This is a genomic window from Pseudomonas sp. NY8896, from assembly GCF_039634505.1.
Genome location: NZ_CP132350.1, coordinates 3,405,738 through 3,420,694, shown reverse-complemented (window position 1 = coordinate 3,420,694; position 14,957 = coordinate 3,405,738). Strand labels below are relative to the sequence as shown.

The following is a 14,957-nucleotide window of genomic DNA, read 5'->3' as shown; positions in this document are numbered from 1 at the left end:
ATAAGTGGTGGTGCAGCCTTGGCGAGTGATGCAACCCGTGCCACCGCAGCGGCGTTAAAGAACGGGTGCAAAACGTAAGCATTTTCCCGATTGTCCAGAAAACCTCACCTACACTGCTTCAAGTTCGATGAAGGCGGCCATGCTGCAAAGCAGCGGCCTACCGGCAGTCTCTTGCCCACAGGAGATCCTCATGGATGCCATTGATGGATTGATGACTCGGATGGTCACCTGTCTGAAGCCATGCCTGCTAGCCACAACCATTGCCGCTTGTACTGTCTTAACCGCGCAGGCAGCTACCGAACCCTTAGGCGGGCAACCCCCAGCGGGGGCCACCCCTTCGGTGAAGGACTTCGATTACCAGGTCAAGTACCAGCGTGCGTTCGAAGCGATCCTCTGGAACATGCCGGCGATTGCCATCTACTCCTTCCGCCGTGCTGCCGAAAAGGATCTTGGCTACAAGGACAATGACATCATTGCCTATTCGGCAACGGCTACTCCACAACTTGAAGCCATTACTGCCAACAGCACCACGCCTTATATCGCGGCCTACACGGACCTGCGCAAAGGCCCAGTGGTTCTCGAAATCCCGGCAGCCTCTGCGGACGGTAGCCTTTATGGCCAGGTGGTGGACGCCTGGCAACTTACTATCGCCGATGTAGGCCCGGCAGGGCTCGACAGAGGCAAAGGCGGCAAGTACCTGTTCACTGCACCTGATTACAAAGGCGAAGTGCCCAAGGGCTATATTCACGTGGCCTCGCCCAACTACCGTATCGCCCTGGCGTTTCGCTCGGTGCCGCCCGCTGGCAAGACAGCCAAGGACGCTTACGAATATGCCAAGCGCCTGCGCATGTACTTCCTGGCTGAAGCCAAGTCGCCACCGCAGCAAAAGTTCATCGACCCTGCCCATGAGCGCTACCCGACGCTGCCGTTCTACGACGAACGTCACTTCGAAGACATGCACGCGATCATGAGCGTGGAGCCAGTGCGCGAACACGACAAGGTCATGATGGGCATGCTGTCGTCCCTGGGCATCGTCAAAGGCAAACCTTTCGCACCGGACGAAACCGCCAAGAAGGCCATGCACCAGGCCGCCATCGATGCCTGGTTCTTCCTCCAGCAATGGTTCGACACCGAGATGTCCAAGCGCGTGTACTGGCCGGATCGGCACTACGTCTCGCTGTTGCAGCCGGATGCCAACCACAAGTTCACGTTCATCTACGATGATCGCATCGACCTGCTCGAACGGGCAGCGGAGTACTTCTGGTGCACCTACATGCCTAAAGTCCTCAGCGCCTCGCCGGCGACGTCGTACCAGATGGCGATGGCCGACAAGGACGGCAAACCACTGGAAGCCGGCCAGCTCTACAAGCTCGATGTACCCAAGGACATGCCGGTCAAGCAGTTCTGGGCGCTGACCGTATATGACCGCGCCACGTTCTCGTTCATCTACAGCGACAGCAACCGCACCACGTTGTCGTCGTTCGACGTTGACAAGATGAAGAAGAATGCCGATGGCGGCGTGACGATCTATGTCGGGCCGACGGCCCCGCAAGGCGAGGAAGCCAACTGGATTCCCACCTCCGGCAAGCGCCCATTGCCGGCCATGCGCTTCTACGGTCCCACCGAAGCGTTCAACAACAAGACTTTCAAGTTGCCCGACTTCGAACGGGTAATCCCCTGAGCACTGCCTACAACCTTGGAAAACCAAACCACAGGGGCTGGCCCGCTGGCCCAAGGAGACTTGATGAAACCCATGGTGCTTGGAGCAGCCCTGCTTTCGCTTGCCGTGCCGGCCTTCGCACAGATCCCCGACAAGCTGGCGGAAGATGCCTACATCTATGGTTACTCCATGGACGAGGCCTACAAGTTCTTCTATGAGACGGCAGTCAAGACCAACACGCCGCTCAATCGCTTTCAGAACATCCGCCACCTGGCCGATGACACCTACGTCGATCACCCGACCATCAACAATGACACGCTGCACTTGATGGGCTGGCTGGATATCGCCGCAGAACCCGTGATCGTCAGCGTTCCGGACATGGAAAAAGGTCGTTACTGGATCCTGCACACCATGGACATGGGCCATTACACGACGTCCATGATCGGCTCCCGCACGCGGGACACCAAAGGCGGCCACTTCATGTTCGCCTCACCCCAGTGGAAGGGCACGGTGCCCGATAGTGTCACCGAAGTGATCCGTGTCGAGTCCAACCTGGTTAAATTGATGGGCAGGATCATGTCCACCGGGCCTGAGGACCAGAAAAAGGCGCTTGCCTACATGGATGACTGGAACGTCCGTACGCTTTCGGCCTACCTGGGCGAGCCCGGCCCAAAAGCCAAGCAGCGCACTTACCCCGACCCAGCCAAGACCAATTGGCTGCAACGGGTGAACTTCGTGCTGTGTGACGGCAACATGGGCCAGGCCGACAAGAAATGGCTCGACCAGTACAAGTCAGTCGGCGTCGAACCCTGCAAAGAAAACTTCACCAAGGAGCAGCTGGCAGCTGCGAAGAAGGGTGAGGAACTGGGCATGAAGCACATCAAGGACCTCGCTCCGAAGATGACCGACGCCGGCAAGCTGCTGGGCACCCGCGAGCAGTTGGTTGACGGCCCCCGTGACCTGTTCGCCGAGGGCACCTACATCGGCCAGTGGGGGCTGCCCCCAGATGAAAGTATCTACCTGCGCACCGAGACCGCTGCCGACGGTAAGCCGATCAATGGTGCCAATGGTAAGTCGTACGCCATGCACTTCAAGGCGCCCGAGGTCAGCCAGTTCTGGTCCTTTACCGTCTACGCCTCAGACAACCGCCTGATGGCCCACAACGCCATCAATCGCCATAGCCGCGGCGACCGCACACTCAAACCGGATGCCAATGGCGAATACACCATTGAGCTGAGCGCCAAGGGTGAAGAGAGCAACCCCAATTACCTGCCAATTCCGGAAAAGGATGCCTACATTGTCTTGAGGTTGTATGGCCCGAGCAAGGCAGTGCAAGGCGGCGGGTACAAGTTCCCGCCCGTCGAAGTGACCTCGCACTGATTCGTGCGGAGGGTATTGCATTCTCTGGTAAACGCTTCTGAGGGTGCGCTCAGGAGCCGTTGAGTTACGCAGACGTCTTCGGGCCTGGCCCTTTCACACCTTGATTGCTCCCTTGACGCAAAAGAAACTTTTTCTAAACACGCAAATTGACCCCCGCCCCAGCTGACTGCTGGAGGCGTCTTGTGTGATCAGGGTTAGCCGTTATCAACCCAGAGCTGCCGGTCAGCAAGGATAGCATCAGGCCAGAACGCTGGAAGACGCTGTGCGTACGCACCGTGAGGGCATGCACCACTGCAATCATCAGGTGCTGGTGCGAAGCCACCTAGCGCGTGCAAGATACTTTCAGCACAGGCAGGGGCCAACATTATCTTCCGGGCAGCTTTTACAACACAGGCGCTACGATGAAAGAACACGCATACGCTGTTACCGTAAACTGGACGGGAAACACGGGTGAAGGTACTTCCAGCTATACGTCCTACCAGAGGGACTTCACTGTAGAAGGCCTGGGCAAGCCACAAATCCTCGGCTGCGCCGACCCGGCCTTTCGCGGCAATTCCAATCGTTGGAACCCAGAAGACATGTTGCTGGCCTCGATCTCGGCCTGCCATAAACTGTGGTATCTCCATTTGTGTGCGGTCAACAATGTGAACGTGCTGGAGTACGTCGACTACCCAGTGGCCCGGATGGTTGAGGGCGATGCACAGCAAAAGGGGCATTTCAAGGACGCAGAGTTGCGGCCTCAGATCGTCATCAGCAGCCAATCGGATATCGACCTCGCGATGCGTCTGCATGACGATGCTCATCATGAGTGCTTCATTGCCAACTCGGTCAACTTCCCCATCAAATGCAGGGCTGTCATTCACCATCAGCGCTAGATTCCCAGTGGGTCAGCAAGCTGGCGCATGCCACCGTGCCCGGTATTGCGCCAAGCAACGTTAATGCAGCGCTAATCGACTTCGCTTACACTCGCCGCATGAACCGCTTCTTGCGACTGGTTACCCTCTTCTTGCTGGTTATCGCGCTTCCTTTCAACGGGATGGCGGGTATCGACTCACCTATAGAACCGTGCCCCATGCAGGCCATGGGTATGCAAATGATGGCCGGCATGGAGCACGACTGCTGCCAGGAGCAAGATCAGGGCAAGTCCTCCCATCACGACACCAAAACCTGCAAGGTCGGCCAGGAATGTCGAACGGCGACTGCGCTCCAGGTCAGCATGCTGGAGCCTGTGTTGACCTTCGCTACCTCGCACCCTGCCGATACCTATACCGAAAGCCTGGTAGCCAGCGCCCCGCCTGACCACTGGCGCCCTCCTCGGGCCTGATTCCTTCGTAAACCTCACACGATTGTTCTGCCTTGGCGGCCGAACGATGGCATGCGCGTGCGCGCTGGTTTTTTCGAGGAATCATGCTCATGACTCCCCTACGTTTGCATTCAGGACGGACGCTTGCGCTCGGCCTGGTAATCCTGCTGCCGACGCTATCGGCGCAGGCCGCTTCATTTTCATTGGACGATGCGCTGCAACTGGCAGAGCGCAATGCCCCTTCGCTTCAGGCACGCCAGGAGCAGGTGTCGGCGACACGCAGCGCGATCCTGCCTGCGGGTGAACTGCCCGACCCTCGGCTGAATCTCGGGCTGCAGAACCTGCCGGTGGACGGCAGTGATCGCTGGAGCACAAGCCGAGACTTCATGACCATGCAGGTGGTTGGCCTGTCCCAGGAAGTGCCCAACAGAGACAAACGCAAGGCACGGGTCGAAACCGCGCGGGCAGCGGTTGAACGCGCCGATGCCGAGGCGGTTCTGGAGCGTCAAAACGTACGCGCAGCGACGGCACAGGCGTGGCTGGCGGCCTACACGGTGCAGCGAAAGCTGCAGCAATTCGACGAATTCTACAAAGAGAATCACCTGCTGACTTCGGCCGTCCACGCCCGCCTGGCCGGCGGAGGCGGTGCAGCAACCGATGCACTTGCTCCAAACCAGGAAATGGCTCAGTTGGACGCGCAGAAAGACCTGCTGCTAAGCCAGGCGAGCCAGGCGCGAGCCGCCCTCAAACGCTGGACCGGCCAGGACGCAGATGTGCAAGCACGCGCATTTCCTCAGTGGGCGGTAAATGCAACTGACTACCTGCATGCGCTACACGCCCACCCTGCGCTGGCGGTTTATGGCGCCATGAGCCGAGAAGCCGAAGCCCAGGTGCATCAGGCGCAAGCCGAGAAGAAGTCTGACTGGGGTTGGCAACTGGACTACCAACGGCGCGGGCCGGCATTCAGCAACATGGTGAGTGTGCAGGTCAGTTTTCAATTGCCCTTGTTCACAGGCTCTCGGCAAGACCCGATGATCGCCGCCCGGCGTGCACAAGTGCGCCAGCTGGAGGACGAGCAAGACGCGGCCCTGCGGGAGCATACCGCGCAGCTGGAGGCAGACATGGCTGAATACCAGCGCCTGCAGCGTGCAGTGGCGCGAAGCCGAGACACCCTGCTACCGCTCGCCGAGGCACGCGTGCGTTTGGCATTGGCAGATTACCGAGCAGGCAAATCGGCCTTGAGTGAAGTGCTCGCGGCGCGGCGGCAACGGGTAGACGCGCGGTTACAGGACTTAGACCTGCAAGGCCAACTGGCAGCGACAGCGGCACGTTTGCATTTCGCGTACGGCGAGGTGCGGGCATGAAAAGTACGTCTATCGGTCTGATCGCAGCCGTTGCATTGGCTCTGGGTGGCGGTGCGGGCTATTGGTTGGCAGCACGCGGGCAAAGTGCCAAGGCGCCGAGTTCAGAGGAGCAAAAGGCACTTTACTGGTACGACCCGATGTACCCGCAGCAACACTTTTCCGCACCAGGCAAGTCGCCCTTCATGGATATGCAGCTGGTGCCGAAATACGCGGGAGGCACCCCGGATGACACACGGCCCGCTGTGCAGATTACACCGGGTATCCAGCAGAACCTTGGGGTCAGGCTGGCGACAGTTACCCAGGGTCGCCTTGAGCGCACACTGCAGGTCAGCGGTGTACTGGCCTTCGACGAGCGCGACTTCAGTGTGCTGCAAGCGCGAACCGCAGGGTACGTCGAACGCACTTACGGGCGCGCCACAGGTGATGCAGTGACCAAGGGGGCACCGCTGGCCGATGTACTTGCGCCAGAATGGGTAGGGTTGCAAGAAGAGTTTCTGGCGCTGCGTCGTTCGGGTGATGCCGGCCTGCAGGCAGCCGCCCGCCAGCGCCTGTTGCTGGCGGGAATGCCGGCGACGTTGATTGACCGGGTCGCACGCAGCGGCAAGGTGCAGGCCCTGGTGACATTGGTTGCCCCCACCGCCGGTGTCATCCAGGCGCTGGAGCTACGCCCAGGCATGACCGTACTACCTGGCGCTACCCTGGCGCGCATCAACGGTGTGACCAACGTCTGGCTTGAGGCAGCAGTACCTGAAGCTCAGGCTCAGGGCTTGCGTGAAGGCTTGGCAGTGCAAGCCGAACTGCCCGCCTATCCCGGCCATGCATTGACCGGCAAGCTGACAGCGCTGCTGGCTGATGCGGACCTGCAAAGCCGTACCTTGCGGCTGCGCATCGAGCTGCCCAACCTCGAGGGTCGATTGCGCCCTGGCATGACCGCCCAGGTCACCCTGCATCCGGTTGGGCAAGCCGATGACAGCTTGCTGATACCTGCCGAGGCCGTGATCCGTACCGGTAAACGCAATGTGGTGATGCTTGCCGAAGATCAAAGCCACTTCCGCCCGATCGAAGTGGTGCTGGGCCAGGAAAGCGGCGGCCAGGTCGCCGTGCTGCAAGGGCTGCAGGCAGGCCAGCGGGTAGTGGCGTCGGGGCAATTTCTAATTGACTCCGAGGCCAGCCTCAAGGGCATCGAGGCTGCAACTGCGCAAGAGACCCCACTGGTACCTGCACAACCGCCACTGCACGAGGCAGACGGGCAAATTGTGCAGATAGACGGCAAGCAGCTCACCATCGCCCATGGCCCTTTCATCACCTTGGGCATGCCTGGAATGACCATGACCTTCCCGGTGGCCGACTCCGTGATGCTCGCCGGGCTGAAAGTGGGTAGTCGCATTCACTTTGGTATCCGCGAACGTGACGAAGGCATGGTGATCGAGCAGATCGGTGCGCAGGAGAGTCAGCCATGATTGCGCAACTGATACGCTGGTCGGTGGGCAACCGGGTGCTGGTTCTGTTCGCCACGTTGTTTTTGGTGGCCTGGGGCGTGCTCTCGGTGCGTAGCCTGCCAATCGACGCGTTGCCGGACTTGTCGGACGTGCAAGTCATCATTCGCACCTCCTACCCTGGGCAAGCGCCACAGATTGTGGAAAACCAGGTGACCTACCCACTGACCACCACCATGCTCTCAGTGCCTGGCGCCAAGACAGTGCGCGGCTTCTCGGCCTTTGGCGACAGCTTCGTCTACGTGTTGTTCGAGGATGGCACCGACCTCTACTGGGCACGCTCGCGGGTCCTGGAGTATCTGAGCCAGGTGCAATCGCGCCTGCCTGCGTCGGCCAAACCCATACTCGGGCCAGATGCCACAGGTGTGGGCTGGATTTATCAATACGCGCTGGTCGACCGCCGTGGTGGTCATGACCTGGCGCAACTGCGCAGCCTGCAGGATTGGTTCTTGCGCTTCGAGCTCAAGACCCTGCCTGATGTCGCCGAAGTGGCGAGTATCGGCGGCATGGTCAAGCAGTACCAAGTGGTGCTCGACCCGTTGCGCCTGGCCACGCTTGGCATTACCCAAGCGCAGGTGACGGATGCCATCGCCAAGGCCAACCAGGAAACCGGCGGGGGTGTCCTTGAGCAAGGTGAGGCGCAATTCATGGTTCGTGCTTCGGGTTACCTGAAGACACTCGATGATTTGCGCGCCATCCCCCTGCGTCTGGCCACCAATGGCGCACCAGTAACGCTTGGCGATGTCGCCACCGTACAGCTTGGGCCAGAGGCGCGCAGAGGGATTGGTGAACTGGATGGCCAGGGCGAGGCCGTGGGTGGTGTGGTCATTTTGCGCAGTGGCAAAAACGCAAGGGAAGCCATTGCCCGCGTCAAGGAAAAACTCGAAGCGTTGAAGAAGGGCCTGCCCGCCGGGGTGGAGCTGGTCACCACCTATGATCGCAGCCAATTGATCGACCGCGCCGTGGACAACCTGAGCCAAAAACTGCTCGAAGAGTTCATCGTGGTCGCACTGGTGTGCGCGGCGTTTCTCTGGCACCTGCGTTCATCACTGGTGGCGATCGTCTCCCTGCCAGTGGGGGTGCTGATTGCACTGATCGTCATGCGCCATCAGGGGATGAACGCCAACATCATGTCACTTGGCGGCATCGCTATCGCTATCGGTGCAATGGTCGACGCGGCAGTGGTAATGATCGAAAACGCACACAAGCATGTCGAGGCCTGGCATGCCCGCAACCCGGGGGGCCAGCTGCAGGGCGAACAACACTGGAAGGTCATGACCGAGGCGGCAGTCGAGGTGGGGCCGGCCCTGTTCTTCAGCCTGATGATCATCACACTGTCGTTCGTTCCGGTCTTTACCTTGCAGGCCCAGGAAGGACGGTTGTTCGCACCGTTGGCGTTCACCAAGACCTACGCCATGGCTGCTGCCGCAGGGCTGGCGGTGACGCTGGTACCGGTGCTGATGGGCTACTGGATTCGCGGCCCGCTGCCAGCGGAGGCGCGCAACCCGCTTAACCGCGGGCTGATTCGGCTGTATCGCCCCGCGCTGGAGGTTGTGTTACGCCGACCACGCATGACGCTGATGGGCGCACTGCTGATCCTCCTCAGCAGCCTGTGGCCATTGAACCATTTAGGCGGGGAGTTTCTACCGCCGTTGGACGAGGGCGACCTGCTGTACATGCCCTCTGCGCTTCCTGGGTTATCCACCCAAAAAGCTTCACAGTTGCTGCACCGCACCGACCAGCTGATTCGGACCGTGCCCGAGGTGGCCAGCGTATTTGGCAAAGCCGGGCGCGCCGAATCGGCGACCGACCCCGCGCCGCTGGAGATGTTCGAAACCATCGTGCGCCTGAAGCCGAAAGACCAGTGGCGACCGGGTATGACCAGCGAGAAGCTGATTGAAGAGCTCGACCGGACAGTTCAGGTACCAGGGCTGACCAACATCTGGATTCCGCCCATTCGAAACCGGATCGACATGTTAGCTACCGGCATCAAGAGCCCCATTGGCGTGAAAGTGGCTGGCAGCGACCCCGGGCTGATCGATCGCGTGACACTGGCCGTCGAGCGGGCAGCGAAAACGGTGCCCGGCGTGACCTCGGCATTGGCTGAGCGCTTGACTGGCGGGCGCTACATCGACCTCGATATCGACCGTCAGGCGGCAGCGCGCCACGGCCTGAACATCGCAGACGTGCAAGCCATTGTTGCCGGAGCCATCGGTGGTGAAACCATTGGCGAAACGGTTGAAGGGTTGGCGCGCTATCCCATCAGCGTAAGGTACCCACGGGAATGGCGAGACTCCGCCGATGCACTGCGTCAGTTGCCGATCTACACAGCCCAGGGCGGGCAGATCACCCTTGGTACCGTCGCACAGGTGCGCATCACCGATGGTCCACCGATGCTCAAGAGCGAGAACGCCCGCCCTTCGGGCTGGGTTTACATCGACGTACGCGGTCGTGATCTGTCGTCCGTGGTGGCCGACCTGCGCCAAGTGGTAGAGCGCGAGGTGAAGCTTGAACCCGGCATGAGCCTCAGCTACTCCGGCCAGTTCGAATATCTGGAGCGTGCCAATGCTCGCCTGACGTGGGTGGTACCGGCAACGCTGGCGATCATTTTCGTTCTGCTTTACCTCACCTTCGGCCGTATGGAAGAAGCGCTGCTGATCATGGGTACCTTGCCCTTCGCCCTCACCGGTGGTGTGTGGTTGCTTTATCTGATGGGTTTCAACCTGTCGGTGGCCACGGGTGTCGGCTTCATCGCCTTGGCAGGGGTGGCCGCGGAGTTCGGCGTCATCATGCTGCTCTACCTGAACAACGCCTGGGCCGAGCGCCTAGCCAAAGGCGAGCACACGCAAGCAGCGCTGCTGGACGCGATTGGCGAGGGTGCCGTGCATCGTATTCGCCCCAAAGCCATGACCGTGGCGGTAATTGTCGCAGGGCTGCTGCCGATTCTCTGGAGCGACGGCACCGGCAGCGAAGTGATGGCGCGAATCGCTGTACCGATGGTGGGCGGCATGCTGACTGCACCCTTGCTCTCGCTGTTCGTCATCCCCGCAGCGTACTGGATGATCCGACGCCGACAGGTTGACGGCTTGAAGGTAGGGGCAAGGTGAGGTTCGATTTCCCTATGGGGGGGAGCGCTGCGACGATCGAAGACATCCGCAAGCACTAACCCTCCGGTTGCTCATCCTGTTTGCCAGAACCCAGCAAACAGGATGAGTTTCAAGTGACCTTTGGGTGCAGTCCACGCAGGTGTCGGTCATCGGTACGGCCTGGCAACCGGCTAGGAAAGCCCATTGAGCATGTCCTGAACCTGTTGCGTCGCCTGGCGGGTACTTTGCGCGAGTTTCTTCACTTCATCGGCAACCACCGAAAACCCTCGCCCCACCTCGCCCGCCCTGGCGGCCTCGATGGCCGCATTCAACGCCAGAAGGTTGGTCTGCTCGGCGATACTTCGAATGACGCTGATCATCTGTGCGATACGCTCGTAGCTGGCTTGATTCTGCTGGCGCATCTGCGCTTGGCTGGCCTGGACACTGCGCTCATCGCTGATATCCCGCACAGCCCCGATCACGCGCACCAGCCGCCCTTGCTCGTTTCGCACTGCGCGCCCTCGCTCGCGGCACCAGATATAACCCCGCTGCTTGTGGCGCATGCGGTATTCGAACACGTACTCCGCCGCCTCAACCGGCGCGATGATCGCGGCATCGAAGACGCTCATGATGCCCGGCAGGTCGTCTGGATGAGTGATGTCAACCTGAGATTGCCAGCCATCAGACAACTCTTCGGATGTATAGCCCATCAGGCAGCGGAACTGGTCGGAAAACCGCATGTGACTGGACGGGTGCCCGACATCGCCATGGGCTACCGAGATATCCCACACCCCTTCGGTAAGCGTGGTCTGCAACAACGCCCAAAGCTGCTGTTGATCCAGTAATACCTGCGCCTGCTGCGCAAGCTCGACACGTCGTGCGTCCAGTTCACGATTGCGCTCGACAAGGCCAGCTTCACGCAGCTCCGCTGCTCGCAAGCTAGCGCGAGCGGCCTCCAGTTCTACCTCTCGGGCTCCCAGCGACACTTCCAGCCGGCGCAACGCCAAAGCACTCTGCTGGCGCTGCGCAACCACCTCGCTCAAACCTTGCAGCACCTCGGGACAACGCGCGAGCAGCGGGTACTCAAAGCGCTGTGGCACCTGCCCCGCTTGGGCCTGGGCCAGTGCCTGGGAAAACGCCTGCATCCAGTGGACTTTCCTGAAAAACATGCACCCGCTCCTGCTGTGGTTTTCGACGTACAGGCGTACGCGCTCTGGACGTCATACAAAAAAACGCCGGCGGGAGGCCGGCGCTCAAATGCAGTACGTATGAAGTAAGAGATCGCCTGGTGAGGCAGCGCCACTATCCTCTACTGCCAGCCCCTATTGCTTGCTTGAACCTGCCAGCCAGCTTGTCCCTGCGTGACTTTCATGCGGTCCACCAGAGCATGCGCATTTGGCGACATGCACCGTGCATCAGCTAATTGCACGCATACTCATGAAGACATGTCCGCCATCGCCGCTTCAGGAGGTTGCCACCATGCTTGACCGGGTCATGGATGCACTGCGAGACAATCCCGAAATCGCTGTATTTCTCGCCATTGCCCTGGGCATCCTGCTCGGCCGTATCAAGCTGGGCAGTTTCCATCTGGGTTCTGTCGCTGGCGCACTGCTGATGGGGCTGCTGATTGGTCAGATCGGCCTGCAAGTGCCCCACGAACTGAAATCGGTATTCTTCGCCTTGTTCATCTATGCGGTCGGCTTCAAGAGTGGGCCGGAATTCTTCGGCAGCCTCAACCGCGGCACGTTCAAGCTGGTCATTCTCTCGCTGGTGCTGTGCGGCACTGCCCTGGCAGTGATTCTGGCGATGAACGCGCTGTACGGCTTCGATGCAGGCTTTACCGCAGGCCTGGGCGCCGGCGCCCTGACGGACACGGCGATCATGGGCACGGCCAGCAGCGCGATCGCCCAATTACCGCTGGACGCGGCAGCCAAGGCCGAGCTCAACAGCCACATGGCTGTAGCCTATGCGATCACCTATGTATTCGGCACCGTCGGGCTGATCGTCTTCGTCGGCAGCCTGGCGCCACGCCTGCTCGGGGTGGACTTGCGCAGCAGCGCCCAGGCGCTGGAGCGTGAACTGGGCATTGAACGCAATGAAGACGCCATCAGCATCCCTTATACCCGCATCGTCGTGCGCGCCCATCGGCTCACGGCCGCCCATGCAGCCGGCACAACCATCGCCGATGTGGAGGCGCTGCACCCGGCGCTGAGCATCGAACGCGTCACCCGCGCCGGGCAACACCTGGAGCGCGACCCGGCATTGCGCCTTGAACGTGACGACATCCTGGGCATATACGCCCTGCGCGATGCTGTGAGCGATCTGCACGGCTGGATAGGCCCGGAAGTGGATCACCCGCAAAGCCTGTCGTTCGCCACCCGCAGCGCCGACATCGTGCTGACCAGCCGCCACCTGGCCGGTCGCAGCCTGCATCAGGTGAAGGCCGCACTTACCGGTTCCGAGCGCATGGGTTGCTTTCTCACGGGCATCACCCGTCAAGGCCTGCCCCTGCCCCTTTTGCCGGAAACCATTCTGCGTCGGGGCGATGTCATCAGCCTTACTGGGCGAGCCAGCAGTGTTGACGCATTGGCCGCGCAACTGGGCCGGATCCGACACGCCAGCTACCGCAGCGATATCGCCATCCATGCGCTGGGCCTGGTTGCCGGTTCACTGGTGGGGCTGCTGTCTACTCACATCGGCATGATTCCAGTGGAACTCGGCATCGGCGGTGGCGTGTTGCTAGCCGGGCTGTTGATCGGTTGGTACAACTCGCGACATCCCGATCTCGGCGCCCTGCCACCTGCCGCACAGTGGGCGTTTTCCGAGTTTGGCCTGACCGCCTTCGGCGCGGTCGTGGGCTTGCTGGCCGGGCCGGCGGCGCTGACGGCGGTCAGGGAACAAGGCATGGCACTGTTGCTGGCAGGCGCACTGGTGACCCTCATTCCGCCGCTGGTCACACTCTACGTTGGCCGCTACGTGCTGCGCTTGCATCCGATGATCCTGTTGGGCGCGCTGGCCGGAGCACAGACCGAAGCGGCCTCGATGAACAAGATCATCGAGCAGTCGGGAAGCAATACCCCAGTCATCGGTTTCACCGTCTGCTATGCCGTCTCCAATGTGCTGCTCGCAGTATGTGGCCCGATCATCATCGCCTTTGCCTGACGCCTCGACTTGCCCGCCGGCAAGTGTCGTCTAATGTACTGACTCACAGTGCCAGCAGCTGCTACTCATTCAGAATGTGAAATTGTCGTGAAAAGAGTGTGCCCGGCGCCAGCTGCCTGATTTCAACATGGCTACCCTGCTTCTACTACGCCTCAACGTTCGCTGGTAGTTGCCATAAAACGGTACAGCGCTTCAGTCACAAGGAGCGTCTGATGGAATCGTTGTACTGCCTGCGCCGCTCAGCAGCCCTGTTGCTTTGCACGGCATCCTTGTTCGGCAATGCGGCCTGGGCTGGTGGCATCCTCATCTATGAAGCCGGCCAGGAGGGCAACGGCCTGGCCAATGCCGGGTCTGCCGCACTGGCCACCGACCCCAGCGTGCTGATGAGCAACCCGGCGGGCATCACCCGGCTCAAAGGCACTCAGATTAGCGCCAACGCCCAGGTCATTCTTGGCGACCTGCGTTTTTCCCGCGACGCCGGCAACCAGTTCGACGGCAACGAAGGCGGCAATGCGCTGCAATACCTGCCCGGTACCAGCCTGTTCATCAGCCACCAGCTCGACGAGCGCTCTGCCATCGGTTTCGGCATGTATGGCAACTTTGGCCTGGCGCTGGACTACGACGACGACTGGGCCGGCCGCTATTTCACCCAGGAGGCCGCAGTGATTGGCGTTTCGATGCAACCGACCTGGGCCTACAAGTTCACCGACGACCTGTCCATCGGGGTTGGCCCGCGCATCATGGTCGGCTACTACCGCACCGAGATGGCCATCAACAATAACCTGCTGGGCCTGGCCGACCGGCCCGATGGCCAGCTGGAGTACAAGGACACCGATGTCGGCGTAGGCGTCAACCTGGGCCTGTTGTACCAGCTTGATGCCCGCACCCGTGTGGGCCTGGCCTACACCAGCAAGGTCAAGCTGGAGTTCGAGGACAAACCGCACCTCAAGGACATCGACAACCCGCTGCTCAACGTCGCCCTGCGCCGCCTCGACGTAGATTCGCTGGAGCTCGACCTCAACGTGCCGCAAACCGTCACCTTCAGCATCGCCCACGAGCTGGACGACCAGTGGACCCTGCTCGGCAGCCTCAACTGGCAGGACTGGAGCGACTTTGGCGACGTCGGCGTGGAGGTGGACAGCGACGCTGGCGGCACCAGCCGCACCGTCGACCGCCAATACAAGGACACCTGGCATGCCTCCGTGGGCGCACAGTACCAGGCCACCCGACAATGGCGCTGGAGCGTCGGCCTGGGTTACGACAGCTCGGCCGTGGACGATAAGGACCGCACGGTCGACAACCCCATGGGCGAGGCCTGGCGGTTGGCTACCGGGGTCAACTACCAGGTCGATGAGGGCCTGGAGCTGCACCTGGCCTACACCTTGGTGTGGCTCGGCGACATGGACGTCGAGCAGACCAAGGCGCGCTCGGGCAACACGCTGTCAGGCAGCTATGACAACAGCGCTTTGCACATCATTGGCGGTGGCGCCACCTGGCGCTTCTGAC

The 14,957-nt window shown here is 60.9% G+C and carries 10 protein-coding genes; 9 read left to right on the top strand and 1 reads right to left on the bottom strand.

Annotated features, from left to right (window positions below):
- The first annotated feature begins 340 nt into the window (after nt 1-340).
- The 7 genes from Q9451_RS15285 (at nt 341) to Q9451_RS15255 (ending at nt 10,310) form a co-directional block, all read left to right on the top strand.
- Entirely contained in the window at nt 341-1,681 is a 1,341-nt protein-coding gene (locus Q9451_RS15285; RefSeq protein ID WP_223296383.1) for a DUF1214 domain-containing protein, read from the top strand.
- A gap of 63 nt (nt 1,682-1,744) precedes the next feature.
- A complete protein-coding gene (locus Q9451_RS15280; protein ID WP_012272660.1) occupies nt 1,745-3,040 on the top strand; it encodes a DUF1254 domain-containing protein in 1,296 nt (431 codons plus the stop codon).
- A gap of 401 nt (nt 3,041-3,441) precedes the next feature.
- Nucleotides 3,442-3,915 carry an OsmC family protein gene (locus Q9451_RS15275; protein ID WP_012272661.1) on the top strand — a complete coding sequence of 158 codons (474 nt, stop codon included), beginning with the start codon at nt 3,442-3,444 and terminating at the stop codon, nt 3,913-3,915.
- Nucleotides 3,916-4,127: 212 nt separating this feature from the next.
- Nucleotides 4,128-4,364, top strand: a complete 237-nt coding sequence (locus Q9451_RS15270; protein ID WP_306106069.1) for a hypothetical protein — start codon at nt 4,128-4,130, stop codon at nt 4,362-4,364.
- 89 nt (nt 4,365-4,453) lie between these two features.
- On the top strand, nt 4,454-5,707 hold the full coding sequence (locus tag Q9451_RS15265) for a TolC family protein (RefSeq protein WP_012272663.1): 1,254 nt from the start codon (nt 4,454-4,456) through the stop codon (nt 5,705-5,707).
- On the top strand, nt 5,704-7,167 hold the full coding sequence (locus Q9451_RS15260) for an efflux RND transporter periplasmic adaptor subunit (protein WP_012272664.1): 1,464 nt from the start codon (nt 5,704-5,706) through the stop codon (nt 7,165-7,167). The genes Q9451_RS15265 and Q9451_RS15260 overlap by 4 nt, the downstream gene beginning before the upstream one ends.
- Entirely contained in the window at nt 7,164-10,310 is a 3,147-nt protein-coding gene (locus Q9451_RS15255; RefSeq protein ID WP_012272665.1) for an efflux RND transporter permease subunit, read from the top strand. The genes Q9451_RS15260 and Q9451_RS15255 overlap by 4 nt, the downstream gene beginning before the upstream one ends.
- A gap of 170 nt (nt 10,311-10,480) precedes the next feature.
- Here Q9451_RS15255 and Q9451_RS15250 read toward each other — a convergent pair whose 3' ends face one another.
- A complete protein-coding gene (locus tag Q9451_RS15250) occupies nt 10,481-11,458 on the bottom strand; it encodes a methyl-accepting chemotaxis protein (RefSeq protein WP_012272666.1) in 978 nt (325 codons plus the stop codon).
- A gap of 310 nt (nt 11,459-11,768) precedes the next feature.
- Here Q9451_RS15250 and aspT point away from each other — a divergent pair, with 310 nt between their 5' ends.
- Entirely contained in the window at nt 11,769-13,451 is a 1,683-nt protein-coding gene (aspT, locus tag Q9451_RS15245; RefSeq protein ID WP_012272667.1) for an aspartate-alanine antiporter, read from the top strand.
- Between the two features lie 212 nt (nt 13,452-13,663).
- The gene (locus Q9451_RS15240; RefSeq protein ID WP_012272668.1) at nt 13,664-14,956 is read left to right on the top strand and encodes an OmpP1/FadL family transporter; all 1,293 of its coding nucleotides are present in this window, start codon (nt 13,664-13,666) and stop codon (nt 14,954-14,956) included.
- The last annotated feature ends 1 nt before the right edge of the window (nt 14,957 follow it).